Origin of the sequence: Kitasatospora purpeofusca (assembly GCF_036010405.1) — a bacterium.
Lineage (GTDB): Bacteria > Actinomycetota > Actinomycetes > Streptomycetales > Streptomycetaceae > Kitasatospora > Kitasatospora purpeofusca.
Map to the genome: position 1 here is coordinate 1474582 of NZ_CP108561.1, position 22929 is coordinate 1497510.

Sequence of the window (22929 nt, forward strand, 5' to 3'; positions counted from 1 at the left end):
GACTGGGCAGTCCGGTTGTCCAGGGTCCGCCGTCCGGCGTTCCCGCCTTCCGACGAAAGGGAGTTGAGAGGATGAGCGGCACACAGGAGCGCCCGCTCCGGGCGGACGCGGCCCGCAATCGGGCCAAGTTGCTGGACGCCGCCACCGAGGTGTTCACCACCTGCGGCGCCGGTGTGCCGACGGAGGAGATCGCCCGCGCCGCCGGTGTCGGCGTCGGCACGCTGTTCCGGCACTTCCCCACCAAGGAAGCCCTGTTGGAGGCGGTGATGGTGCGCCGGCTGGAGACGATCGCGGCCCGGACGGCCGAACTGGCCGCCGGGGCCGAACCCGCCGACGCCTTCTTCGGCTGCTTCCGGCTGATCGTCGAACAGTCCGCCGGAAAGGACGAGTTCGCCCGGGCCCTCGCCGCGGCCGGCATCGACGTGCACTCCTCGCTGCGCGCGTCCTCCGACGTCATCCGCACCCGGCTGGCGGAACTGCTGGACCGCGCCCAGCGGGCCGGGGCCGTCCGCGCGGACCTCACCCTGCCCGAACTGGTCGCCCTGCTCGTCGGCACCGGAGTCACCCTGGAGCAGCTCGGCCCCGACCCGGCCGCCCACGGGCGCGTCCTCGACGTGGTGTTCACCGGGCTGCGCCCGCGCTGAACCCCGGCACTGAACCCCGGCACTGAACCCCCGAACCGGGACCCTCCCCGCCCTCCCCGCCCTCCCCGCCCTCCGTGCGTCCGGATTCGAGGGATCGGCACCTACGGCCTCGGCTCGTCCTTCTACGTCCAGGCCGACGGCAATCTCACCGCCTACGACGCCGCCATGCGCCCGCTGTGGGAGAGCCGCACCGCCGGCCACCCCGGCGCCTACCTCGCCGTCCAGAACGGCGGCAACCTGGTCGTCTACTACGGCCAGCGGGCGCTGTGGTGGTCCAACTACCGCCCCGCCGACGCCGACCCCGAGTGCCGCCCGGGGCGCCTCTGCCCGTAGCGGGGCGGGGTGCCGGAGCAGGAAGTCGGGCCGGCCGACTTCCTGCTCGTTCCTGCTCGTTCCTGCTCGTTCCTCCTGGTTCCTACTCGCCGATCCGGCGGGAGGTCCAGACGGCCAGGTAGCAGGCGAGCGGGAGCATCACCAGGACCGCCGCCCAGAAGGCGGCATGGCCCCAGATCTCGGCGAGCGAGCGGAACCACGGGCCCAGAACGGGGATGCGCAGCGCCTCCAGCGGGCCCAGCGGCGGCGGCCAGGCGCCGAGGACCGCCGTGCCGACCGCGGCGGCGGCCAGCAGGCGGCGGGCCGCGCGCGGGACGGTCGCTGCGGCGACGAGGGTGAGGAAGGCCAGCAGGAGCAGGTAGTCGGCCTGGTAGGCCGCGCCGACCTGGCCGGTGCCCCAGGACTCCGGGGTCGGGTGGTGGTCGCGGTGGACCACGGCCAGCCGGACTTCGACCGCCGCCCAGAGGACCAGGGTCAGCACCAGCGTCCCGCCGAGCCAGAACAGCAGCCGGTCCCGGTAGCCGTCGCGGCCGGGGCGCCAACCCCGGGCCGCGCCGGTGCCGTTGCCCCGGGCGCGGCGGCGGGTGGCGAGGTTGCGGCGGTCGCCGACCGCCCGTTGCGCGGCCTCGTGCGCCGGGGTGAGCAGCCAGCGCACCGAGCGGCCGTTGACGAGCAGCACCAGGACCGGCGTCGCCGTCGCGATCGCACCGGCCCAACTCGCCGTACCGCCCTCGAACATGACCACCCGGTCGATCACCGCCTGCGGCGGCCGGAGCACGGTCATCGGCGGCCCGAGGTGCAGATAGCCGATGGCGTAGGAGGAGGCGGCGGCAAGGAACAGGATCCGGCGCCCGATCCTGGCCGGGAACGCGGCCACCGCGACGGCGGCGACCAGGGCGGCGCCGAGCTGACCGGCCGTCGCGCGCGCGGCGGCCTCCCCCGCCGTCCGCAGCGGGCCGCCGAACACGCCGCCGGGCGCCACGGACCCACCCACCCCGGCGTCCACGGAGATCCGCCAGACCGCGCCCGCCCAGAGGGTGGCGGCGAGGCAGAGGAACAGCAGCACACCGGCGACCGCGCGGCGGGGCAGCGCGCTCTGCGCACCGCTCCGCCAGGCGCGAAGATCCGCCTTCCACGCCCCCCGGTTGCGGCCGCGCCGTGCGCCGCCGGACCGCACGCTCCGCACCTGGAGCACGGCCGCCGCGGCGAGCACGCCCCGTCCGTCGGCCGTCGCCGGGTAGGCGGTGAGCGCCCGGCGGCGCAGCTCCGACCAGTTGCGCCGGAACCGCTCCCGGCCGCCGCCGCGCACCCGCGCCGCCACGGCGCCCGCCCCGTCGGCGACGGCGGTCACGGTCGAGTGGACCGGTGCGGGCAGGGCGCCCAGCGGGCCGGGCAGGGCGGAGAGACGGCGGACGAGGGCGCGTCGCTGCCCGTCCGGCTGGAGGGTGAGCAGCAGGATCCAGCGGCGGGCGGCCTTGCGCTCGGCGGCGGTGAGGCGGCCGTCGGCGTTGGTGCCTTGGGCGTTGTTGGCGTTGCCGTTGTTGGCGTTGCCGTTGTTGGCGTTGCGGCCGTTGTTGCCGTCGTTGGCGTTGTTGCCGTTGCGGCCGCCGAGGGTGCGGGCCTCGCGCTCGACCCGGTTCAGCACGGCGGCGAGCTCGGTGAGCCCCAGCAGCCGGGCGCAGGCCCGCTCCGGGCAGGCCGGGTGGCCGCAGTGGAAGCGGGCGGCGAGCCCGAGCAGCCCGGCCGCGACCAGTTCGTCGACCACGGTCGGCGCGTCCGGCTGCTCGGCCAGTTCCACCAGCCCGGCCGCGTCCACCCGGCGGTCCCGCACGTACGGGACCGCCTCGGGGGTGAACGCGGCGCCGAGGGCCAGCACCGCCCGGGAGGCCGCCGCCGACTTCTCGGCGGAGGTGCCGCGGTCGACGTCCTTGAGGTAGTGCAGGTCGAGGACGGTGTCCTTGACCTCGTCCCGGAGCCAGTCGCGCAGCCGCCGGGCGCCGCCGCTGACCAGCCAGGCCGCCCCGTCCGCGGAGCGCTTGAGCAGCGCCTCGGCGAGCGCCGCCGGTTCGTGGAAGTCCTCACCCCGGAAGGCGATCGGACGGTGCTTGGGCCCGGGCGGCGGGGTCGGTGCGGGCGGCGGCGGGGCGACGCGGCTGCGGACCACCTCCGGGCTCTCGCCGTTCAGCCAGGCCCGGACCTGCGGCGCCGTCCACCGGTCGGCCGGATCCTTGGTGAAGAGTCCCTGGAGCAGCAGCCGGTGGCGCTCGTCGGGAACGGCGGCGAGGTCCACCTCGTCGTCCATCACCAGCCGGAACTGCAGGGCCTCGTCGCTGACCAGACCGCCGTCCGCGCGACGGTAGCGGCTCGCGCCCGTGAACACCTCGTAGAGGATGGTGCCGAGCGCCCACCACGGCCCGGCCGGGTCGTTGCTGCCCGCGAGTTGTTCCGGTGCCATGTAGGCGACGGTGACCTGCATGTCGGTGGAGAAGCGACGGCTGGCGGTCAGCTTGGCCACGCCGCCGAAGTCGGCGACGACGAACTCGGTGGCGGAGCCGCCGTTCCGGCCGCCCTGGCGGACCAGGATGTTGGCGGGCTTGAAGTCGACCGGGTTGCGCTTGATCCTCACCTGCCAGAACTCCAGCAGGTCGACCAGTTCGCGGATGATCCGCTCGGCCTCGCCCCGGCGGCCGAGTCGGCCCTGCCCTCGCAGCGCGGCGACGTGGTCGGCGAGGGTGAGGGGGAGGTACTCCATCGCCAACCAGTCGCAGAGCGCGCCCGCGTGCTCGACCCGGCCGTGGCCGAGGATCTCGGGGACGTGGCGGCGGAAGAGCGGGTCGCCGGCGAGGTGGGCGAGGAGTTCGGTGTCGGCCCGCACGCCCGGGTTGCCGACCTTCACGGCCGCGTCGCCACCGGCACGGCCGTCGGTGCGGCCACCGGCGCGGACGTCGGCGCGGCGGACGTGCCAGACGGTGCCCTCGCTGCCGGAGCCGACCCGGCCGACGGGGCGGTAGCGGTCGGTGAGGGCGCTGGGGAAGCCGGTGGTGGGGTCGGTCGTGGGGTCGGTGGGGTCGGCGGTCGGGCCGGCGGTGGTGGTGGGCGACGGTTCGGCGGGGGGCCTGGGCGGGACCGGGCCGCCCGGGCGCTGGACGCGGGTGCGCGCGCCGGGGACGGCGCCCGTAGCGGCGGTGGCGCCGGAGTCGGCCTTCGGACGTTGCACACGGGTGCGCGGGCTCTCGGCGGCGGCGCCGGAGTCCGTGTTCGGGCGCTGCACACGGGTGCGCGGGCTCTCGGCGGAGGCGCCGGGATCGGCCTTCAGACGTTGCACGCGAGTACGCGGGCTCTCGGCAGCGGCGCCGGGATCGGTCCTCGGGCGCTGCACGCGGGTGGGCGGGCTCTCGGCGGAGGCGCCGGGATCGGCCTTCGGACGTTGCACGCGAGTACGCGGGCTCTCGGCAGCGGCGCCGGGATCGGTCCTCGGGCGCTGCACGCGGGTGGGCGGGCCGGGCTCCGGCGGTGTGTCGGCCATCGCGCCGTTCTCCTCCTCACGGCCCCGGCTCACCGGGGCGCGCCGAACTCGTCGATCTCGACCACCTGGACGTCCAGGTCCAGCGCGAACCTCAACCGGCGTCCCGGTCCGATCCGGGTCGGCTCCTCGATCCGGCGACCGTCGACGAAGGTGCCGTTGGTCGAGCGCAGGTCCTCGACGTACAGCGCGCCGTCGATCCAGCGCAGCCGGGCGTGGTGCCGGGAGAGCTGGTCGAGGCCGGCCAGACCGGGGACCGCCGCGCAGTCGGGCTCGTCGCGGCCGATCGCCAGTCCGCCGCCCCCGCGCCGGTGTTCGGCGCGGACGGGCAGCAGGACCCCGGCGACGATCAGGGCCAGCCTGATCGCCGGCGGTCGGGCGGGTCGCGGCTGTGGCCGCCGGTCCTGTTGCTGCCGGTCCTGTTGCTGCTGGCCCTGCTGCTGCTGGCCCTGCTGCTGCCGGTGCCGGTTCTGCTGCGGTTGTGCGGGGCGCGCCGGGCGGGTCGCGGCCTCCGGGTCGACGGCCGATCGCGGACCGGCGGACGAAGCATCGACCGGGGCCGCGTCGGCCGGCGTGGCGGCCCGGGCGTCGGCCGGGGCCCCGGCCGCCGGGACGTCCTCGGCCGGGTCGTGGCGCTCCAGTTGCTGGAACATGTGCACCTGGCAGTACCCCCGGGTGGCGGAGGGCGGGCACTCCCCCGGCGCTCCCACCGGGCAGCGGTAGATCACGGTCGCCACGAGGTCTCCCGGAGGGTCACGCCGCGTCGGACCAGGTCTCGTTCGATCCGGCCCAGGTCCCCGGGGCGCGGCACCCCGATCACCCGGACCTCGCCCTCGCTCACCCGCACCTGGAGCTCGGGCCGCTCCGGCCGGTGGTCCAGGTAGGGCGCGTACCGCTCCCGGCCGAGCGCCGTGCGGGTGGTCAGCCGCTGGTTGGCCGAGCCGCGCCAGGCGAGCCCGGTGGGCTGCCCGGCCCGGTAGCGGCCGGTGATCACCGCGTCCGCGCCGTCCAGCGCGGCGGCGGTGGCCGGGTCGGCGGCCAGTTCCTCCGGTTCCCAGCCGGTGTACACCAGCAGATCGGCCGGGCGCCCCGCGCGACGGCGCTCGACGTCGGCGGCGGCGAGCAGCGCGGCGAGGGCGGCCGGCTGCTCCAGCGGTTCGCCGCCGCTGACGGTGAGGCCGTCGAGACCGTCGGCGAGTGCCGCCCGCCACAGGGCGGCGAACCGCTCGACGGTCAACTCCCGCCCTCCGGTGGCCTCCCAGGTGTGCCGGGACATGCAGCCGGGGCAGGCCAGGGTGCAGCCCTGGAACCAGACGCCGAGCCGTCGGCCGGGCCCGAGCGAGGTCACCGGCCGGTAGACCTGGCCGACGAGGGCGGCGACGGCCGGAGTCGCGGTCTCGGCAGCGGCAGCGGCAGCGGCAGTCGCCGGAGTGCCGCCGGCCGCGCTCAGCCCTGCCACCGCTCGACCTCCAGCCGGTAGACCTCGCCGTCCCCGTCGCCCTCGATCGCGACGACCCGAAGCCGCTCGCCCCGGCGGGGCGGGGTCCGGAAGACCTCCTTGGCGAGCGGGTTGACCAGTGCCGATTCGACGGCGGTCAGCACCCCTCGGCCGCCGTGGTCCAGCCGCCGGGTCGCCTCGACCCGCAGCACCTCCCACGCGTCGTCGGCGAGGACCAGCTCGGCGCCGTGGGTCTCCAGGACGCGGCCCGCGACGGAGGCGATGGCCTTGTCGAGGATCCGCGGCACCCACTTCTCCTGCATGAAGTCCATCGGGATGAAGTTGTCACCGAAGCGGTTGCGCAGCTCGGGCCGTTTGATGACGTCGTTGAAGAAGATGTCGAAGGCCTGCCGCAGGCGATGGCGGACCTCCGTCGGATCGTCGTGGCGACTCAGTTGGCCCCGGGTGGTGCGGGGGGCGGCCTCCGTGGCGCCGGTCCCCCCGGCCTCGCCGGTGCCACCGCCGGTGCCACCAGTGGTGGAGGCGCCCGCGTCCCCGGTGCCCGCCCCGTCCTTCGGCGGCTCGCCCGTCCCGGCGGCCGTGATGCCGAGGTTCGAGGTGAAGACCAGGACGCACTCGGTGAAGTAGACGGTGGCGCCCCGGCCGTCGGTGAGCCGGCCGTCCTCCAGGATCTGGAGGAAGAGGTCGAACAGCCTGGGGTTCGCCTTGTCGATCTCGTCGAAGAGCAGCACGCTCATCGGGTTGGCCCGGACGGCGTTGGTGAGTTCGCCGCCCGCGTCGTGGCCGACGAAGCCGGGCGGGGCGCCGATCAGCCGGTCCCGGGCGTGCTCCTCGGCGAACTCGCTCATGTCGAAGCGGATCGGCCGGGCGTCCTTGCCGAGGATCATCTCCGCGACGCCCTTGGCGAGTTCGGTCTTGCCGACGCCGGTCGGGCCGGACAGGAACAGGGTGCCGCGCGGACGGCTGGGCGAACTGGACGCCTGGGCGCCGTTCAGCCCGGCCGCCGAGCGCATGAAGATCTCCAGCGTGCGGCGCACCGCGTACGGCTGGCCGATCACCTTGCCGTTGAGGAACTCCTCGCCCGTGGCGATGCGTTCGCGCAGTTCGGCGGTGGCCCACGGGTTGTCGAGCACGCCGATCCGGTAGAGGCGGGCGGCTTCGTCCAGCCGTTGCACCGGAAGGTTCCGGTCCAGGGCCATCCGGCCGATCGCCATCACCTCCGAACTTCCCATGCCGTGCGAGGAGTCGGCGAGCGCCTTGGCCGCCGTCGCGGTCTCGGCCTCGGTGAGGATCGGTCCGCCGGTCGCCGCCTGGTAGCGGGCGAGCCCGCCGACCACGTGCCGGGCGGCGGCGAGCCGCTGGTCGTGCGGCGGCTGCGGGACGCTGATCACCCGCACCGCGCGGCTGCCGACCGCGAACTCCCTGGGCAGCTCCTCCTGCCGTTCCACCACCCAGAACACCGTGTTGTACGGCGTGACGGCGCTCGCGCCCTGCACCGGCCGGGCGGTGTGGCCGAGTTCCTCGGCTGCCGCGAACAGCCGGGCGGCCTCCCCGGCGACGGGCGCCTGCGGAGAGCCGAGCCGGCCGGAGTAGGGGACGACCAGTCCGATCGGCGGGCCGGGGTGATGGACGACGCCCACCATCGCGTCGCGCAGCCGGTCCAGCATCTCCGGCTCGTCCTCGTCGTCGGCGCCGTCCGTGCCCTGACCGTCCCGGCCGCGCCGCCACTTCTCGTCCCGCTCGGCGAACTCCCGTAGTACCGGCGGCACTTGCTCGACGGTCGCGCTCAGCCGCAGCAGCGTGATCCGCTCGTGCACCTGGTCGAGGAAGGCGAGCGCGCCGTAACCCCGGGCGGCGCAGAGGGACTCGATCACCCCGCCGAGGCTGTACGGCGCGAGGGTGGCGCTGCTGCCGGCCGCGTGGTCGTCGGGCAGCAGGTACTGGTCGCGGACGTTCCCGGTCAGCAGCACCTGCGGGTGGACGGTGAGCGCCATGTCCAGCTCGCGGATCCAACTGGGCGCCGCAGGGCGGGGGTCGGTGCTGTTGCGGGCATTGCTCGTGGCGTCGGGGCCGGGCGGCGGCGCGTCCTTGCGCAGACCGGCCGGGTCCCCCTGCTGCTCAGCGCTCACGGCCACGCTCCTGCGGCTTGCGGACGGCGGCGGCCCCGGTGGCGCCGGAGCGCTTCGACCGGCTGCCGCGGCGGCGCGGGGTCGCGGCGGACGGCGGCTGCGGCCACGACCCGCCGGGGACGGTACCCGCGGCCATCGCGCCCGGCGCCATCGCGGACGTCCGCTCCAGCCGCACGCCCTGCAGCCGGACGCCCTCCTCGATCGCGGGCAACTGCTCCTCGCAGAACCACTGCTGGACGCTCTCGTCCTGCTCCTCGTCCTGCCAGGCGTCGCCGGTACCGGCGTCCTCCCGGCGGACCACCGCCGTGGAGAGGGTCGCCCGGTCCGGGGCCAGCACCAGGCGCAGCCCGTACCCGGCGGCCGGCGGTTCGCGGCCGTCCTCGAAGCCCTCGACCTGTCCTCCCCCGGCCGCAGCGGCCCCGCCCGGGTCCGGGTCGCCGAACGGCACCACCACCTCGCCCTCGGCGGCGAGCAGGTCCTCGAAGTCCTCGCCGACCAGGTAGTCCCGCCCGCGCAGCACCTCGGCGAGCGCCGCCGCCACCGGCACCCGGTTGCGGCGGGCGTCGGCCCGCGCCACGGCCGCCTCCACGGCGGGCCGCAGGAAGGCAGGGTCCTCGGCGGCGGCGAGGTCGGCGAGCAGCCGGTCGCGTTCGTCCGGCTCCGCCTCCTGCACCAACTCGGTCAGGGCCGCGCGCAGTTCGGCCCGCTCCTCGTCGCGGGCACGGCGCCCCACCGAGTGCTGGACCAGGGCTGCGAGGTCGGTGAGCGTGGCCCGCACCTCGGGGACGGTGGCGGCCTCCCTGAGCGCGCGGACCAGGCCCGCCACCCGTTCCAGGTCGGCCGGGTCGCAGCGGGGCACGTCGCGGTCGAGGACCGCCTGGGCCTCGACGAGCGCGCCCGGCCGGACCCGCTCGACGCGGTCGGCCTGCTCGGCCCGGGCCCGCTCGGCGAGGGCCTCGGCCTCGGCCGCGGCGGCCGCCTTCGCCTCTCCGGCGCTGCGGCGCGCCTCCGCACGGGACGGGCGCGAACGCTCCGGTTCGGCCACCGCCTCCGGCAGTACGGCCGACCACACGTCCTGCACCGCCTCGGCCAGCTCCTGGGCGGCCCGCGCGTTCGCCGCCCGGGCCCGCTCGACCGCCCGCGTCAGCTCGGCCTCGTCCGCCCCGGCCCCGACGGTCACCGTCTCCACCGCGACCCGGGCGGTGCGGTAGGCGCGCCGCAGCTGCCCGGCCTCCCCGCGCAGCCCCTGGGCCTGCTCGTTCAGCTCGCCCAGCCGGGCCCGCAGCTCCGCCCGCCGCGCCTCGGCCCGGCGCAGGTTCTCGGCCCGCTGCGCCTCGGCGGCGAGCCGGGCGCGCAACTGCCTGCGGCGCTCGGCCTCCTGGTCGACGTAGGACCACCCGTATCCCGCGGAACTGCTCACCGGCCGCCTTCCGAGCGCGAGTCATGACCTGCGGCGCGCACCGACCGGGAGTTGGCACCGGTCCGGTTCTCACCCCTCGCGCGCCGCCGGGGCCGGTGCGGGTCGTGTACGAGACATCTCGACCGCGCGCGAACCGGCACCACCCCCGAAGTGCTGCTGAGGGCCCATCATGCCGCAGATCAGACGGTTGCGTTCCGCCTTTGCCAATCCGGGATCATCGCCCGCGGCACGCGCCGACGCGCTACATTGGCGCACGACCCGCAGACACGGAGCACCAGGGCGGGAGGTGGGGGCGATGGCACTGACCGATGTCCTCGACGTCCTGCGCGAGCACTGGGACGAGGTCCAGGAGTACCTGGACGGGACCGCCAAGGCCGCCGTCGCGGCCCTGCTCGACACCCCGTCCGCCGACCCCGAGCGGACCGCCCGGAGGATCGTCCGGCTGGTGCTGGCGGCCCTTCCGGACGAGCACCCGGTGCGTGCGCCACTGGGGGACTCGGTCCGCTACTCGCAGGCCGTCCGGCTCGAATCGGCGAACCGTGACGCCGTCCTGCAGGTGCTCCGACTGGCCCGCGAAGGGTCTGCGGACGTCACCGGTCCCACGGAACCCACGACGCCCACGGTCCCCGGGACGCCCGCCGATCCCGAACCGGACGCCCTCCCCACCCCGCCCGAGGACGCCGACGACTGGCTGCTCGCCGCCGACTCCGTCAGCGCCGCCGACTACCGGTCCGGCGGGCACGACCCCGCCGATCCCGACCTGATCCGGCTGACCGACCGCCAGGGCGCCGTCCGGCTGCCGTCGTTCCAGTTCGACGGCGCCTCCGGCCGGCCACTGCCCGTCGTGGTCGCCGTCAACCGCCTGCTGGACGCCGACGACGACCCGTGGGGCGTGGCCGACTGGTGGCTCGGCGCCAACGCCTGGCTGGACGCCGTCCCCGCCCGCCTGCTGGGCACCCCCGCCGAGCACGGACTGCTCGCCGCAGCCCGCGCCGAGATCGCGGAGTGGTGACCGCATGCCCGACGTGAAGGTCCCCGCCCCGACCGCGCGCGCCACCCCGCACCTCGACGTGGTGCCCGCCGGGACCGTGCTCCACCGCGTGCACTCGGCCGCCTACCCGGCCACCTCGTTCAACCCGAACCCGTCCGACAGCCACTACGAGGGCGGCCGGTTCTGCTCCTACCAGGGCGACGGCAGCCATCTGCCGTACCTGTACGCGGGGTTCTCGGAGCGCACGGCCGTGATGGAGACGCTGGTCCGGGGCATCCCCTTCGACGAACGCGGCTGGCGCCGGATCCGGCGCGCCTCGGTGCGGGGCCGGGTGCTGTCGCGGATCGAGACGACCTGCGACATCCCGCTCGTCGGCCTGATGACGCTCGACCAGCTCGCGGCCGTCCACCAGGACGAGTGGCTGATCCACTCCACCCCGGACGCCTACCCGCGCACCCGCCGCTGGGCCGCCTGGATCCGCGGCCAGGCCCCGGAGGCGCTCGGCCTGCGCTGGCCGTCCAAGCGCGACCTGGGCGGCAGCGCCTGCATCCTCTACGAGCAGGACGCCGCCACCCCCCTGGTCAAGCCGGTCGACGCCGCGCCCGTCCCGCTCGACACCGCCGAGGGCGCCGCCCTGCTCAACCTCCTGCTCGCCCCGGCCCGCACCCGCGTCGACCCGCCCCGGCGGCAGGGCTCGTAAGGCGGAGCCTGCGGACCGTCGTCCTCGCTCCGGCGGTGGTGTTCACGCGGTTTCGGGCACGCCCTGCCCACCCTGCCCTGCCCACCCGTCGGAACGGCTTGCCCCGTCCCCCCGGCGGCCGCGTACTGTGCACGGGCCAAGTGATCGTTCCAACAGGGGGAAACAGAATGACCACGCACGTCACAACACCGGGCACCACGATCGGATCGGTGCGTTCCGCCGACGGCACTACCGTCGGTTACCGCAGCACCGGCTCCGGTCCGGGGCTCCTACTGGTGCCCGGGGCGTTCGCGCTCGCGGCCGACTTCGACGGGCTGGCGGCGGAGTTGGCGGACCGCTTCACGGTGCACACCGTCGAGCGGCGGGGACGCGGAACGAGCGGCCCGCAGGGTGACACCTACAGCGCGACCGCCGAGTGCGCGGACATCGAGGCCGTCCGCGCGGCCACCGGGGCGCGGTTCGTGTTCGGCCACAGCTTCGGCGGCTTCCTGACCCTGGAGGCCGCGCTGGCCGGCTCCGCCTTCGAGCGGATCGCCGTCTACGAGCCCGGGGTGTCCGTCGACGGTTCCATCCCCTTCGACTGGGCCGAGCGGTGCCGCCGCGAACTCGACGCCGGGAAGCCCGCCGAGGCGTTCCTGACCTTCGTCCGTGGCGTCAACCCCGGGACCAGCGGCAAGGCTCCGCGCTGGCTGCTGCGGCTGATCCTCCCGCTCGCCCTCAAGAAGCCCGAGCGGCTGCAGAAGCACGCCCTGCTGGCTGCGGCGATCCGCGAACACGCCGAGATCGCCGCCCGGGACAACACCTTCCGCGAGTACGGGCGGCTCGACCGGCCCGTGCTGCTCATGGCGGGCAAGGAGGCCCGGAGCACCGGGGCGGGGCGTGCCGCCGCCGCCGTGCACGAGGTCCTGCCCGGCTCCCGGCTGCTGCTCCTCCCCCAGCTGGACCACTTCGGGCCCGAGACGAATCCCGCCGCCGTCGCCCCGGCGGTGGCGGACTTCTTCCTGGAGTCGTCCGCCCGGTAGCGGTCGGGCCGGGCAGTGGTCATCGCTGCCCGGCCACCGTTGTGCCGTACAGGTGAGTTGGCCGCATGCGTGCGATCGGCCTCGGACGGGCGACGGCCCTGCGCCGTGTGGCGCAGGGCCGTCGCCCCCGCTCATCAGTGACCCTGGTTCGCCCGGTCCGGCAGCGGGTGCGCGGCCTCGGCGTCCTGGGCGAGTTCGTGGGCGATGGGCACCGGGGCCTCCGCTCCGTGGCGTGCGACGGCGTCGCGAGCCCGAACGCCGCGCCCGCCACGACAACGCTCACGACGGCCATTCTGGGCAACCCTCCGGTCCAGTCCGGCATCTGCAGCCTCCCCCGTTCACCTCCCGCCCCAGCGGCGGGAGTTGGCTTCGTCAGAGAACCACCGGCCGGGTGGAGCGGCAAGCTCTTCGCCGCACAGCCGAATCGTTCGTGCGCGCGGGTCGCTCCGTCAGGCCGTCAGGCCGCCGGGAGGGTGCCGAGGGCCCGGATGCCGGTGCGGCCGGACCGGAACACGGCGGGGCCGACGGCGGCCAGGGCGATGTGGGCGTACTCGGTGTCGGCGGCGAGGCGGTCCGGTTCGTCGCGCCAGTGGAGCCGTCCCGTGGCGAGGTCGTGGGCGAAGAGGCGGTCGTCGTTCGTTCCGACGTAGACCGCGCCGCCCGCCGCCGCCGCCGAACTCATGCCCCGGCCGAGGCCCATGGGGACACTGGCGGTCCAGCGGGTGTCGCCCGTGCCCGCGTCCAGGGCGGTCAGGGCGGTGCCGCTCAGCAGGCACACCGTCCCGTCCGACACCGCGAGTTCGCCCAGACTGTGGCGCTGAGCGCGCCGCCACAACGGCCGGCCCGTGCCCGCGTCCAGGGCGTGCACGGTCGATCCCCCCGTCGCGGGGTCGTTGCACACCGCGTGCAGGGTGCCCCGGTGCACGGTCGGCGCGAAGTCGACCGGGCCGACGGCGTCCTGCGCCCAGCGCCGCTCACCGCTCCGCACGTCGAAGGCGAACAGTCCGCCCGTCAGGCCTGGGACGTAGACGGTGTCGTCGGCCACGAGCGGCACGGGCGAGACGTTCGCCGGAGTGCTCCAGCGGACCTCGCCGGTGGCCAGGTCGTGGCAGCGGAGCGCGTTCCCGTACCCCGTCAGCACGCGGTCGCCGGCCACCACGATGCCCTGTTCCGCCGACAGATCCCGCCAGTCGGGGACCTGGACCTCCCAACGCACCTGCCCGGACGCCGCGTCGAGGGCCCGGACGCCGGTCGCGGAGTTCACACAGACCGTGCCGTTCCCGGCGGCGAGCGGCCAGCCGCCCGGGGGGTCGGAGGCGTCGGCCGCGGGCACCGCCCGGGTCCAGCGGAGGGTGCCGGTGCGCGGGTCGTGGGCGCGGACGGCGCCGTCGTACCCGGACACGTAGAGGCTCTCGCTCGGCCCGGCGGGCAGGACCATCCGCCCGCCGGTGGCGGCCGTGCTCCAGATCCGGGGGCCGCGCACGGGCACCCGGTCCGCCCACCACCGGACGCCGGCCGGGACCGCGAGGGCGCCGAGGCCGCCCACGGTACTGAGCAGCAGGCGGCGGCGGTGGATCCCGGGCCGGGGCTCGCCGACGGGGGCTGCTGCGGGCGCGGTCGGGTGCATGTCGGGGGTCACGTCGGAGGTCACCCTGGACAGGACTTCGTGCACCGACCGGACGGTTCCGGCTCGGGCGCAGGACGGCCCTTTCGGGCAGAACGCCCGGAGGACCGAGGCCCGCCGGGCGCCCTGCGCCGGGCACCGAGGTGTCAGTCGGCGTCCGTCTCCACCGGTTCGTCGGCGCGCTGGTCCTCGGTGCTGCCGAGGCGCCAGTACCCCATGAAGCAGACGGCGCGCCGGTCGTAGCCGCGCTCGCCGACCAGGTGGCGGCGGAGTGTGCGGACGGCCGCCGCCTCCCCGGCGATCCACGCGTACGGCGTGCCGGAGGGCAGTTCGGCGGCGCGGACGGCGGCGGGCAGGGCGGGGGTGCCCGGCGTGCCCCGGTGCAGCCAGGTGATCGTGGTGCCGGGCCGGCCGGCGGGGAGGTAGGCGTGCTCCGTCGGCCCCTCGACCTCGGCGAACACCCGGACCGGCAGGCCGGCGGGCAGCTCGTCGAGGATCGCGGCCACGGCGGGCAGGGTGGACTCGTCCCCCGCCAGCAGCACCCAGTCCGCCCCGTCGGGCAGTCGGAACTCGACGCCGCCGGCCTCCTCGACCGCCGGTCCGCAGACGACCACCCGGTCACCGGGTGCCGCCGTCTCCGCCCAGCGGGAGCCGGGGCCGTGGTCGCCGTTGACGGCGATGTCGATGTCGACCTCGTCGGGGTCGTGGCGCTGCGCGCGGACGGTGTAGGTGCGCAGCACCGGGCGGACGGCCGGGTCCATGGTGCGCCAGTGCTGGTACCAGGCGAAGTCGTCCTCGCCCTCCGGCATCAGGGGTTCGCTCTGTCCGGGGAGCGGGAGCAGGAGCTTCACGCGCTGGTCGAGCCCGCCGTTGACGAACCCGGCGAGGCTGGGGCCGCCCAGGGTGATGCGGGCCATGTGCCGGGTGATCCTGGCGGTCCGGACCACCTCTAGCGGGAAGAGCAGGAACCGCGCGGGGGCGGTGGTGCTGGCCAGGGCCGTCTCCTCTCACCTGAATTTAGGTAAGGCTAACCTACCCCAGAGGTCGTTCGCCCCCGTCCGTCCGCGCGGGTTCGATGGAGTGACGCGGCGCCGTCGAGGAGCGCGGGGGCAGTGTCGGCGCGCAGGAGCGCGCCGACGGCGCGGCGGGACGGCCGCGACCCCCGGCGACCAAGAGGTAGTCCTCGCCGCCGACCAGCGCGGCCACAATGCGGTCGGCGCCGTTCCAGGTCATCTCCGCCCCTCCCCCTCGCCGCTCCCCCGTCCTGACCACCTCAAGCGTATCTTTGATGCACCCGTTGAAACTTTGCTGCTCTCGGCCCGGGGAATCGGCTGTAAAGTTTCAAAGTGCCATCAGAACCGACGAAGCGACTGCGACCGGTCGACCTGGGACGCGAGCACGGCCTCTCCGCGCAGGCCGTCCGCAACTACGAGCAGGACGGCTTCCTGCCGACAGCCGGACGGACGCCCACCGGGTACCGGATCTACACCGAGCTGCACGCGGCGGCGCTGCGCACCTTCCTCGCCCTCGTCCGCGCCCACGGGCACGCGACGGCCGGGGCCGTCATGAACGCCGTCCACGCGGGCCGGACCGACGAGGCCCTGACCGCGCTCGACCACGGCCACGCCCAGTTGCTCCGCGACCGGGAGACCCTCGCCTCGGTCCGGGGAGCGGTCGAACACCTGGCGGAGGCCGCGGAGCCCGCCCCCGACCCCGGCCCGCTCGCCCTGAGCATCGGCGAACTCGCCCACCGCCTCGGACTCACCCCGGCCACCCTGCGCACCTGGGAAGCCGCCGGCATCCTCCTCCCCCAGCGCGACCGCGCGACCGGCCACCGCGTCTTCCGCGCCACCGACGTCCGCGACGCCGAACTCGCCCACCTGCTGCGCCGCGGCGGCTACCGCCTCCCGCACATCGCGGCCGTCGTCCAGCAGATCCGGACCGCCGGTGGCACGAGCGCCCTCGCCGCCGCCCTGGCCGACTGGCAGGAGCGGCTCACCGCGCGGGGGCTGGCCATGCTGAGCGCCGCCGCGCACTTGAGCGCCTACCTGACGGCGGCGGCCGGCTCCGGCAGGTAGGGCCACCGGCGAACCGGGGCACCGCGCGCCGGGAGCGGCCTACTCATTAAGGTCGGCCGTATGGCGAAGAGGAGAAGCGGCCCCGGGCCGGCTCCGGTGCGGGCGCTGCCCGGACTGGCCGAGAACCGGAACCTGCTGGCGTACTTCCGGGAACGGGCGACGCCGCCGAGCGGCCCGGAGGACCACTCGCTGGGCGCCTGGCAGTTGCGCACGCACCCGGACCACTGCGAATGGCTGGCCTCGCTGGTGCCGGGGCATCCGGTGGAGGGAGCCTACGGGGTGCCGGTGCTCGCGTTCGAGGGGGTGGCCGCCGCTGTCGCCATCGGCACGTCCGGCCTGCTGGTCCGGCTGCCGACCCTGCCGGCGGACATCGAACCCGGCCCCGCGGTAAGGCCGTTGACCGACGGCGAGTGGCGGTCCGTGCCGGCCGTGCTCGCCGACCTCCGCAGTACGGAGAGTGAGGCCCGGATCGCGGAGGTGGTCCGCTCGGCGCTGCTGCACGCCCGCGACCTGCGCCGGAACCGGTGACCGGGGGCAGCGGGGGCGGGCACCGACGGATGCTCAGACGCGGTCGAGCGGGCGGTGCGGGCCGGGCGGGAGTTCGGCCTTGACGGTGTCGCCGGGGTGGATGGTTCCGCCGGTGCGGACCACGCCCATGATTCCGGCCCGGCGGACGATGGTGCCCTCCTCGTCGCGGCCCACGACCTGCTTGAGCAGGCCGTCCTGGAACGCGTCGATCTGGAGGCACGGGTTGCGCAGGCCGGTGACCTCGACGACAGCCTCGGGGCCGATCCGCAGCAGGGTGCCGACCGGCAGGCCGAGCAGGTCGATCCCCCGCGTGGTGACGTTCTCGCCCAGTTCGCCGGGCGCGACCGCGAAACCCTGCTCGGCCACCTCGGCGAACAACTCCTCGTGGATGAGGTGGACTTGGCGCAGGTTCGGCTGCGTCGGGTCCTGCGCGACGCGGGAGCGGTGCTTGACGGTCACCCCCGAATGCACGTCGCCCGCCACGCCGAGGCCGGCGATCAGGGTGATGCTCGCCCGGTTCGGTTTGGTGAAGGTGTACTCGCCGCTGCTGCTGACCGCCGTGACCGTTCCACTCATCCGTGCGCATCCTCCTGTACGGGGGCAAGATCCCCGTCTAGCGTAGACCCGCGGGTCGACGGCCCGGAGGGCAGGGGTGATGACAGGTTTCACGGACCGACCGCAGGACAGCGTCGCGCGTTCGGTCGAGGCACGGCTGCGGGCCGCGCTCGACCTGGGCGACCTCGACGAACTGCGCGCCCTGTACGAGCGGTTGGGACGCCCCCGGGTGGAGGTGCCCAGGCTGGCGGAGGAGGTCAGGGCAGCGATCGTGCACGCGTACGTGCCGGTCTGCGGCGAGCGCAGCGATCCGCGCTGGCGGGTGGAGGCGCTGTTCACCGAGCCGCCCCCGCCCGTCGACTCCGCCGAACGGCTCGGCCGGGCGTGGGCGGTGCTGGCCGAGCTCGGGGTGAACCCGTGGGCGCCGATGCCGTGCGGGCTCTACCACGACGGGGGCTGGGGCAACTACGACGTCATCGTCCACGACAACGAGCTCGACGACCCCGACCGCCCGGGCGAGTTGTACGTGTCGCGGCTCGGGCTGTTCGTGAACGGCGACGACTGGGACGACCGCTGCCGGGCGGCCTTCACCGAGGCCGGCTTCCACTGGATCGACATGGTGAGCGGCGGGGCGCTGGTCCCCGGCCTCCGGGTCCGCTACTTCGGCGAGTGGACGGAGCTCAACATCGACACGCTGCTGTTCCTCTGGCAGGACTGAACAGGGCCGCGGTTCAACGGGACTCGTCCACGGGCTCGCCGAAGGGCCAGGCGATCTCCTGGCGGTTGTCCGGGTGGCCCGGCGTCCCGGTCCAGCGGCGGTGGACCAGCCGGACCGGGCCCGCGAAGGCGAAGCCGTGCCCCGTGATCCAGTCGGCGACGGCGTCGTACCCGCCGAGGATCCGCGGGAAGGTGGCGGCCTCGCCCTCGACCTCCAGGCAGGCCAGGGTGTTCGCGGGCAGGTCGAGCACGGTCATGCCCTCGGGCAGGTCCGCCGGCTGAGCGCCGTCCGGCCGGAACGGCAGGCAGGCCTCGACGAGCGTCGCGTTCTCGTCGTCGCACACCCCGTGGAAGCGGACGAACGCGGGCCCGGTGAAGGTGAGCGGGCCGCGTCCGGCGGCCTGGTACATCTCCTGGTAGGCGGCGCGGAGGAAGGCGTCGAGCCCCGAGTTGTCGACGGTCGCCCCGCGGACGAGGATCCGTTCGGCGGCGCCCTGGCGGACGGTGACGCGGTGGGTCATCGTTGCTCCTTCGGTCAGTCGGTCCAACAGGCCGTGGACGACGGAGCGCTGCACCTCCAGCCGCCGTTCGGCGGCCAGCATCCGTGCCCGCAGGGCGGCGGCGAGCTCCTCCTCGCCGCCGCCGAGCAGCCGGCCCACCTCCTCGACGGGGATGTCCAGTTGCCGCAGCGCCCTGATCGACTGCGCCGTACGCACCTGATCGCGCCGGAAGTACCGGTAGCCGCTCACCGGGTCGACGAACGCCGGCGCCAGCACGCCACTGGCGTCGTAGTGCCGGAGCGCCGTCACCGAGAGGCCGCTGGCCTGCGAGAACTGCCCGATCGGCAGCAGGTTTCTCCTGTCCACGGCCTCGACTGTGCCGTCTCGTGCCACCCGAGAGTCAAGCCCCTCCGAGAACGAGGACGACGGCGGCCCGGCGTTCAGAGGGCGCCGTCGGCGTGGTCGCCGAGGGTGAGCAGGACGCGGCGGAGCAGGCCGGTGAGCTGGTCGCGCTCGGCGGTGGTGAGCCCGGCGAGCTGGCGTTCCTCGCCGGCGAGGTGGTGCTCGACGAGACGGTTGGTGAGCTCCCGGCCGGTGTCGGTGAGGGAGATCAGCACCCGGCGGCGGTGGGCGGGGTCGACGGCCCGGTCCACCAGGCCCTTCTCCACGAGGTGGTCGATGCGGTTGGTGAGCGCCGCGGAGCTGACCATCGCGGCGGCGCTGAGTTCGCCGGCGGTGAGGACGTTCGGCGGGCCGGAGCGCAGCAGCGTGGCCAGGACGTCGAACTCCCAGGGCTCGACGCCGTGCGCGGCGAGGTTCTCCTTGATCCCGCGCTCCAGCAGCCGGGAGGCGCGGGAGAGGCGGCCGATCACGGCCATCGGCGAGGCGTCGAGATCGGGGCGGACCGCCTGCCACTGCGCGGTGATGCGGTCGACGCCGTCGTGCTGCGGCTGCTGTTCCGTCATGCGCCGGAGTCTAACATTTCGACATGGAAGTGTTTGACATCGCGGATCACGCCTCCCTATAGTTTCGACATCGAAATGTTCGACGTGTTCGACAGAACGTGTTCGACAAGGCGTGTCCAGCACAGGGGGATGGTCATGAAGGTCCTGCTCACGGGTGCCACCGGCTACATCGGCTCCGCCGTCACCGAGCACCTCACCGCCGCCGGCCACCAGGTCGTGGCGCTCACCCGCAGCGCGGAGCCGCAGCCCGAGCGGGGTTGGCACGCCCAGCTGGTCGGCGACACCGCCGACCCGGCCTCGCTGGCCGGCGCGGTGACGCCCGACATCGAGGCCGTGATCCACCTCGCCCCACCGAGCGGCGACGCCGAGGTCGACAGTGCCGTCGTCGAGGCGCTCGCCGCCCCGCTGCGCGGCACCGGCCGCCCCTTCGTCTACACCAGCGGCGTCTGGGTGCTCGGCGCCACCGGGACGGCCCAGGAGGTCGGCGAGGAGGCCCCGGCGAACCCGATCGACATTGTCGGCCACCGCCCGCAGATCGAGCGGCGGGTACTGGACGAGGCCGCCGAGGGCGTGCGCGCGGTCGTCGTCCGGCCCGGCATCGTGTACGGCCGGGGCGGCGGCATCCCGGCGATCCTGGTCGACCGGGCCCGCACCCAGGGGGCGCCCGAGTACTACGGCGAGGAGGGCGTGCGCTGGCCGACCGTCCACGTCGACGACCTGGCCGAACTGTTCCTGGCGGCGGTCGAGCGGGCCGGGGCCGGGACCGTCTGGCACGGGGTGGGCGAGTCGGCCGTCCCGGTGCGGGAGATCGCCCGGGCCGCCGGCCGGGTGGCCGGTGCGACCGGCGAACCGAAGGCGGTGCCGGCCGCGCAGGCCGCCGAGGTTTTCGGCCCGCTCTTCGCGGACGCGCTCGCCCTCGACCAGAGCGTCAGCGGCGCCGCCGCCCGCACCGTGCTCGGCTGGAAGCCGGACCGGCCGGGCACGGTGACCGAGCTGGAGTCGGGCTCGTACTGACGGCTCCTACCGACGGCGCCGCGGGGACGCGCCGTCACGGCCCGCCGGTCGCCCGACCGGCGGCCCGGTCAGGACGTGGCGGGCCGGGCCGGGCCAGGTGGAGGACGACGTCGGGACGGGCCGGTCAGGCGGTGGCGGGCCGGGCCAGCCGGAAGAGGACGTTGGGGCGCAGCGGGCCCTCGGGGGCGTCCAGGTCGTCGAAGTCCCCGGCGGGGTCGCGGGTCATGCCGAGGCGGGCCATCACGGCCTGGGAGCGCAGGTTGGTCGCCGTGGTGACGGCGAGGATCTCGGGGAGCTCAAGGGTGTCGAAGCCGAAGGCGAGGACGGCGCGGGCGGCCTCGGTGGCGTAGCCCAGGCCCCAGGCGGAGCGGGCGAGGCGCCAGCCGATCTCCACCCCGGTGAACGGCACCTCCTCGTCGACCTCGTCGAGGCCGGCGAAGCCGATGAACTCGCCGGTCTCCCGGACCTCGACGGCCCACCAGCCGTAGCCGCGCCGGTCGAAGTCGGCCTCGAAGCGCGCCACGGACTCGTCGCTCCGCTCCCGGCTGAGCGGCTCGCCCAGGTGCTGCCGGACCTCGGGGTCGGCGTTCATCGCCGCCCAGGGTTCGAGATCGGACTCCCGCCAGCGGCGGATCAGGAGACGGTCGGTGTGCAGATCGGTCATGGCGCCCACCCAACGTGATCTTCGGCCGGAGGGCAACCCTGTTTCCCCAGCCCTCAGCGCCCGGTCAGCGCCCGGTCAGCGCCTCGGCCCGCCCAGCGCGTACACGGCGGTGCCGACGACGGCCGCCACCAGCGCGGCCCAGGTGGCGACCGGGGTGCCGGGCGGCAGCATCGGCCAGGTCAGCACCTGGGCGAGGGTGCCGGGCCCGGGCGGCAGGACGAAGGCGAGCGCGAGCGCCGCGAACGGCGGCAGCCACGCGCAGGACCGCCCGCACCAGGCCGCGCCGAGCGCGGCCAGCCCGGTCAGCCCGGCGCTGTCCCGGACGACGAGGGCGAGGTCGGTCGACAGGCCGGTGCCCGCCCGCGCCGCCAGCAGCACCCCGGCCGCCAGCACCGCCCCGCCGAGCAGGTGCCCCGCCCGGCGGGGCGGCCAGCGGAGCGCGGCCGTGCGGTCCAGCGCGAGGTCCGGCCCGGCGAGGCCGACGGCGAGCGCCGTCGCCCCGGCCGCGAGGACCAGCACGGTCAGCCTCGGGTCGTCCGCCCCGCCGACGGCCCGGCCGAGCACGGACACCGCCACGGCCCCGGCCAGCACGGCGGCCAGCGCGGCCGGCACCTGCCGCGAGCGCGCGTACAGCGTCAGCCACCTCATCGGGTCGGCACCCCCGTCAGCGTGGCGAGCACATCGTCCGCGCACCCGACCGAGGCCTCGTGCAGAGCGGCCATCCGGCGCCGCTGCTCGGCCTCCGGCAGGACGCGGAACCGCTCCCAGACCGGGCCGGCCAGCTCGCTCTGGTCGCTCTCCAGGTGCATCGTCCCGTCGAGCGGACGGAGGTCGCCGAACACCCAGGCCGCGGCGACGCTCTGGACGACGGCGTCGTCCAGGGTGCCGCTCTCGACGTCGCTGCGCGGGCGGCAGTTCGGCGCGATGCCCTGCGCGACCAGGGCCCTGGTCAGCCGCTCACCGGTGGCGGCGGCGAACACCGGATCGTCGAAGTCGACCAGCACGGCGTCCGCCGAGCGTTCCGGCCCCTCGCCGATCGCGTACGACTCCACGGTCTCGCGGACGGTGCCGGGTGCCCTGTCGCCGAGGGCGGCGTGGAGCAGCCGCAGGGCCTCCCGGCCCGGGCCGGCCAGCTCGTCCAGCCGGGACTGCCGCAGCGCCGTGACGCAGACCGGTCCTTCGCAGACCGGCGCGGCCGCCGCCCGGTCGACCACATAGGTGTCCCGGGGCGCGGCCGGGAGCACCGCCAGCGCGAGGGCGCCGCCCGCCAGCAGCGGGGCGAGGGCGAGCAGCCGGGCGCGCGGGCCGGCGGCGGCGAGCAGCGCGAGGCCGGTCGCGGTGACGCCGAGCAGCCACAGGACCTGCCCGAGGTGGACCGGGGCGGCGACGGTGAGCAGCGTGTCGCGGACGGGCGCCGTGACCGGTGAGAGCAGGGAGAGCCGGTTCGGCACGGCAGGGGTCGGGATCGCGGCGTCCGTGGTCGGCCGGAGCAGGCTGGTGAGCAGGAAGGCGCCGACGGCCAGCGCGGGCGGGGTGAGCACGGAGGGCAGGACCCGGGCGACGCCCAGGCCCAGTACCGCCCCGGCGGCCAGCGCGAGCGCCCCGACCAGCGAGATCGGCAGCCAGCCCGCGGGGGTGAATGTGGTGTCGCCGGTGAGCACCCGCACCCCGCCGACGAGGAGCAGCAGCCCGTACCCGGTGACGAGCGCGAGGGCGATCGGGCCGGCCTGGGCCAGCGCCCGCTGCCGGGCGGGCCGCGGGGTGCAGGCGAGCAGTTCGGCGGTCCGCGAGCGGTGGTCGCGCAGGCCCTGGAGCGCGCCGAGCCCGAGGGCGAGCGGCCACAGGAAGACCAGCATGTGGCGGGTCCACAGGGCCATCGAGGTCCACTGCGCCGTCCACCGGGTGGCGCCCGCGGACCACGGCCCGGGGGCGAGGGACAGGAACGCGAGCGCAGCCGCCAGGACCACCGCACCGGCCCACGGGGCGACGGAGCGGCGCAGTTCGGTGCGCAGGAGGCGGAGGGCCGAGGACACAGCCGAGGACGCTGCCGAGGACGCGGTGGG

At 75.6% G+C, this 22929-nt stretch carries 23 protein-coding genes; 9 read left to right on the forward strand and 14 right to left on the reverse strand.

Annotated elements, in window-relative coordinates:
• The first annotated feature begins 71 nt into the window (after nucleotides 1-71).
• Together OG715_RS06405 and OG715_RS06410 are read left to right on the forward strand one after the other, a co-directional pair.
• On the forward strand, nucleotides 72-644 hold the full coding sequence (locus OG715_RS06405) for a TetR/AcrR family transcriptional regulator (protein ID WP_266276576.1): 573 nt from the start codon (nucleotides 72-74) through the stop codon (nucleotides 642-644).
• Between the two features lie 165 nt (nucleotides 645-809).
• A complete protein-coding gene (locus OG715_RS06410; protein WP_266276574.1) occupies nucleotides 810-977 on the forward strand; it encodes a hypothetical protein in 168 nt (55 codons plus the stop codon).
• Between the two features lie 82 nt (nucleotides 978-1059).
• On the opposite strand, the gene OG715_RS06415 is transcribed toward OG715_RS06410, so the two are convergent.
• The 5 genes from OG715_RS06415 to OG715_RS06435 form a co-directional block, all read right to left on the reverse strand.
• Nucleotides 1060-4302, reverse strand: coding sequence for a protein kinase domain-containing protein (locus OG715_RS06415; RefSeq protein WP_266276572.1), 3243 nt, complete (start codon nucleotides 4300-4302; stop codon nucleotides 1060-1062).
• A 230-nt stretch (nucleotides 4303-4532) separates the two neighbouring features.
• Nucleotides 4533-5237: an FHA domain-containing protein gene (locus tag OG715_RS06420; RefSeq protein WP_266276570.1), complete on the reverse strand. Its 705-nt coding sequence runs from the start codon at nucleotides 5235-5237 to the stop codon at nucleotides 4533-4535.
• Nucleotides 5225-5959 (reverse strand): 4Fe-4S cluster-binding domain-containing protein, encoded by a 735-nt coding sequence (locus OG715_RS06425; RefSeq protein WP_323182290.1) that lies wholly within the window; start codon nucleotides 5957-5959, stop codon nucleotides 5225-5227. Before OG715_RS06425 ends, OG715_RS06420 begins: the two co-directional genes overlap by 13 nt.
• Complete coding sequence (locus OG715_RS06430; protein WP_266276568.1) at nucleotides 5947-8088, reverse strand: AAA family ATPase; 2142 nt, start codon at nucleotides 8086-8088, stop codon at nucleotides 5947-5949. The genes OG715_RS06425 and OG715_RS06430 overlap by 13 nt, the downstream gene beginning before the upstream one ends.
• A complete protein-coding gene (locus OG715_RS06435) occupies nucleotides 8078-9508 on the reverse strand; it encodes a hypothetical protein (protein ID WP_266276566.1) in 1431 nt (476 codons plus the stop codon). Before OG715_RS06435 ends, OG715_RS06430 begins: the two co-directional genes overlap by 11 nt.
• 295 nt (nucleotides 9509-9803) lie before the next feature.
• Between OG715_RS06435 and OG715_RS06440 the strand changes: the two genes are divergently transcribed.
• The 3 genes from OG715_RS06440 (at nucleotide 9804) to OG715_RS06450 (ending at nucleotide 12221) form a co-directional block, all read left to right on the forward strand.
• The gene (locus OG715_RS06440) at nucleotides 9804-10520 is read left to right on the forward strand and encodes a hypothetical protein (RefSeq protein WP_266276564.1); all 717 of its coding nucleotides are present in this window, start codon (nucleotides 9804-9806) and stop codon (nucleotides 10518-10520) included.
• A 4-nt stretch (nucleotides 10521-10524) separates the two neighbouring features.
• Nucleotides 10525-11199, forward strand: a complete 675-nt coding sequence (locus OG715_RS06445) for an RES family NAD+ phosphorylase (RefSeq protein WP_266276562.1) — start codon at nucleotides 10525-10527, stop codon at nucleotides 11197-11199.
• A 209-nt stretch (nucleotides 11200-11408) separates the two neighbouring features.
• Complete coding sequence (locus OG715_RS06450) at nucleotides 11409-12221, forward strand: alpha/beta fold hydrolase (protein ID WP_327064123.1); 813 nt, start codon at nucleotides 11409-11411, stop codon at nucleotides 12219-12221.
• A gap of 457 nt (nucleotides 12222-12678) precedes the next feature.
• On the opposite strand, the gene OG715_RS06455 is transcribed toward OG715_RS06450, so the two are convergent.
• The 3 genes from OG715_RS06455 to OG715_RS06465 all read right to left on the reverse strand — a co-directional run bounded on the left by OG715_RS06455 (nucleotide 12679) and on the right by OG715_RS06465 (nucleotide 15078).
• Nucleotides 12679-13893, reverse strand: coding sequence for an outer membrane protein assembly factor BamB family protein (locus OG715_RS06455; RefSeq protein ID WP_266276558.1), 1215 nt, complete (start codon nucleotides 13891-13893; stop codon nucleotides 12679-12681).
• A gap of 98 nt (nucleotides 13894-13991) precedes the next feature.
• A complete protein-coding gene (locus OG715_RS06460) occupies nucleotides 13992-14792 on the reverse strand; it encodes a siderophore-interacting protein (RefSeq protein ID WP_323182289.1) in 801 nt (266 codons plus the stop codon).
• Between the two features lie 85 nt (nucleotides 14793-14877).
• Nucleotides 14878-15078, reverse strand: coding sequence for a hypothetical protein (locus tag OG715_RS06465; protein WP_327064124.1), 201 nt, complete (start codon nucleotides 15076-15078; stop codon nucleotides 14878-14880).
• A gap of 113 nt (nucleotides 15079-15191) precedes the next feature.
• Between OG715_RS06465 and OG715_RS06470 the strand changes: the two genes are divergently transcribed.
• Together OG715_RS06470 and OG715_RS06475 are read left to right on the forward strand one after the other, a co-directional pair.
• The gene (locus tag OG715_RS06470; protein ID WP_266276556.1) at nucleotides 15192-15923 is read left to right on the forward strand and encodes a TioE family transcriptional regulator; all 732 of its coding nucleotides are present in this window, start codon (nucleotides 15192-15194) and stop codon (nucleotides 15921-15923) included.
• Between the two features lie 60 nt (nucleotides 15924-15983).
• Nucleotides 15984-16451, forward strand: a complete 468-nt coding sequence (locus OG715_RS06475; protein WP_266276554.1) for a hypothetical protein — start codon at nucleotides 15984-15986, stop codon at nucleotides 16449-16451.
• Between the two features lie 33 nt (nucleotides 16452-16484).
• Here the strand turns inward: OG715_RS06475 and OG715_RS06480 are convergent, their stop codons facing one another.
• Nucleotides 16485-17027: an MOSC domain-containing protein gene (locus OG715_RS06480; protein ID WP_266276551.1), complete on the reverse strand. Its 543-nt coding sequence runs from the start codon at nucleotides 17025-17027 to the stop codon at nucleotides 16485-16487.
• Nucleotides 17028-17106: 79 nt separating this feature from the next.
• Between OG715_RS06480 and OG715_RS06485 the strand changes: the two genes are divergently transcribed.
• Nucleotides 17107-17724 (forward strand): hypothetical protein, encoded by a 618-nt coding sequence (locus OG715_RS06485; protein ID WP_266276548.1) that lies wholly within the window; start codon nucleotides 17107-17109, stop codon nucleotides 17722-17724.
• 13 nt (nucleotides 17725-17737) lie between these two features.
• On the opposite strand, the gene OG715_RS06490 is transcribed toward OG715_RS06485, so the two are convergent.
• Nucleotides 17738-18589, reverse strand: a complete 852-nt coding sequence (locus tag OG715_RS06490; RefSeq protein ID WP_266276546.1) for a MerR family transcriptional regulator — start codon at nucleotides 18587-18589, stop codon at nucleotides 17738-17740.
• A gap of 74 nt (nucleotides 18590-18663) precedes the next feature.
• A complete protein-coding gene (locus OG715_RS06495) occupies nucleotides 18664-19188 on the reverse strand; it encodes a MarR family winged helix-turn-helix transcriptional regulator (RefSeq protein ID WP_266276544.1) in 525 nt (174 codons plus the stop codon).
• 135 nt (nucleotides 19189-19323) lie between these two features.
• Here OG715_RS06495 and OG715_RS06500 point away from each other — a divergent pair, with 135 nt between their 5' ends.
• Complete coding sequence (locus OG715_RS06500; RefSeq protein ID WP_266276542.1) at nucleotides 19324-20202, forward strand: NAD-dependent epimerase/dehydratase family protein; 879 nt, start codon at nucleotides 19324-19326, stop codon at nucleotides 20200-20202.
• Nucleotides 20203-20326: 124 nt separating this feature from the next.
• Here OG715_RS06500 and OG715_RS06505 read toward each other — a convergent pair whose 3' ends face one another.
• The 3 genes from OG715_RS06505 to OG715_RS06515 all read right to left on the reverse strand — a co-directional run bounded on the left by OG715_RS06505 (nucleotide 20327) and on the right by OG715_RS06515 (nucleotide 22899).
• Nucleotides 20327-20866 (reverse strand): GNAT family N-acetyltransferase, encoded by a 540-nt coding sequence (locus OG715_RS06505; RefSeq protein ID WP_266276540.1) that lies wholly within the window; start codon nucleotides 20864-20866, stop codon nucleotides 20327-20329.
• A 75-nt stretch (nucleotides 20867-20941) separates the two neighbouring features.
• Nucleotides 20942-21514 (reverse strand): hypothetical protein, encoded by a 573-nt coding sequence (locus tag OG715_RS06510; RefSeq protein ID WP_266276538.1) that lies wholly within the window; start codon nucleotides 21512-21514, stop codon nucleotides 20942-20944.
• Nucleotides 21511-22899: a hypothetical protein gene (locus OG715_RS06515; RefSeq protein ID WP_266276536.1), complete on the reverse strand. Its 1389-nt coding sequence runs from the start codon at nucleotides 22897-22899 to the stop codon at nucleotides 21511-21513. Before OG715_RS06515 ends, OG715_RS06510 begins: the two co-directional genes overlap by 4 nt.
• Nucleotides 22900-22929: the final 30 nt, after the last annotated feature.

Coding starts and splice junctions, on each gene's coding strand:
- OG715_RS06405 (WP_266276576.1), top strand. CDS start 72: ATGAGCGGCACACAGGAGCGCCCGCTCCGGGCGGACGCGGCCCGCAAT.
- OG715_RS06410 (WP_266276574.1), top strand. CDS start 810: ATGCGCCCGCTGTGGGAGAGCCGCACCGCCGGCCACCCCGGCGCCTAC.
- OG715_RS06440 (WP_266276564.1), top strand. CDS start 9,804: ATGGCACTGACCGATGTCCTCGACGTCCTGCGCGAGCACTGGGACGAG.
- OG715_RS06445 (WP_266276562.1), top strand. CDS start 10,525: ATGCCCGACGTGAAGGTCCCCGCCCCGACCGCGCGCGCCACCCCGCAC.
- OG715_RS06465 (WP_327064124.1), bottom strand. CDS start 15,078: ATGACCTGGAACGGCGCCGACCGCATTGTGGCCGCGCTGGTCGGCGGC.
- OG715_RS06475 (WP_266276554.1), top strand. CDS start 15,984: ATGGCGAAGAGGAGAAGCGGCCCCGGGCCGGCTCCGGTGCGGGCGCTG.
- OG715_RS06480 (WP_266276551.1), bottom strand. CDS start 17,027: ATGAGTGGAACGGTCACGGCGGTCAGCAGCAGCGGCGAGTACACCTTC.
- OG715_RS06485 (WP_266276548.1), top strand. CDS start 17,107: ATGACAGGTTTCACGGACCGACCGCAGGACAGCGTCGCGCGTTCGGTC.
- OG715_RS06495 (WP_266276544.1), bottom strand. CDS start 19,188: ATGACGGAACAGCAGCCGCAGCACGACGGCGTCGACCGCATCACCGCG.
- OG715_RS06500 (WP_266276542.1), top strand. CDS start 19,324: ATGAAGGTCCTGCTCACGGGTGCCACCGGCTACATCGGCTCCGCCGTC.
- OG715_RS06505 (WP_266276540.1), bottom strand. CDS start 20,866: ATGACCGATCTGCACACCGACCGTCTCCTGATCCGCCGCTGGCGGGAG.
- OG715_RS06510 (WP_266276538.1), bottom strand. CDS start 21,514: ATGAGGTGGCTGACGCTGTACGCGCGCTCGCGGCAGGTGCCGGCCGCG.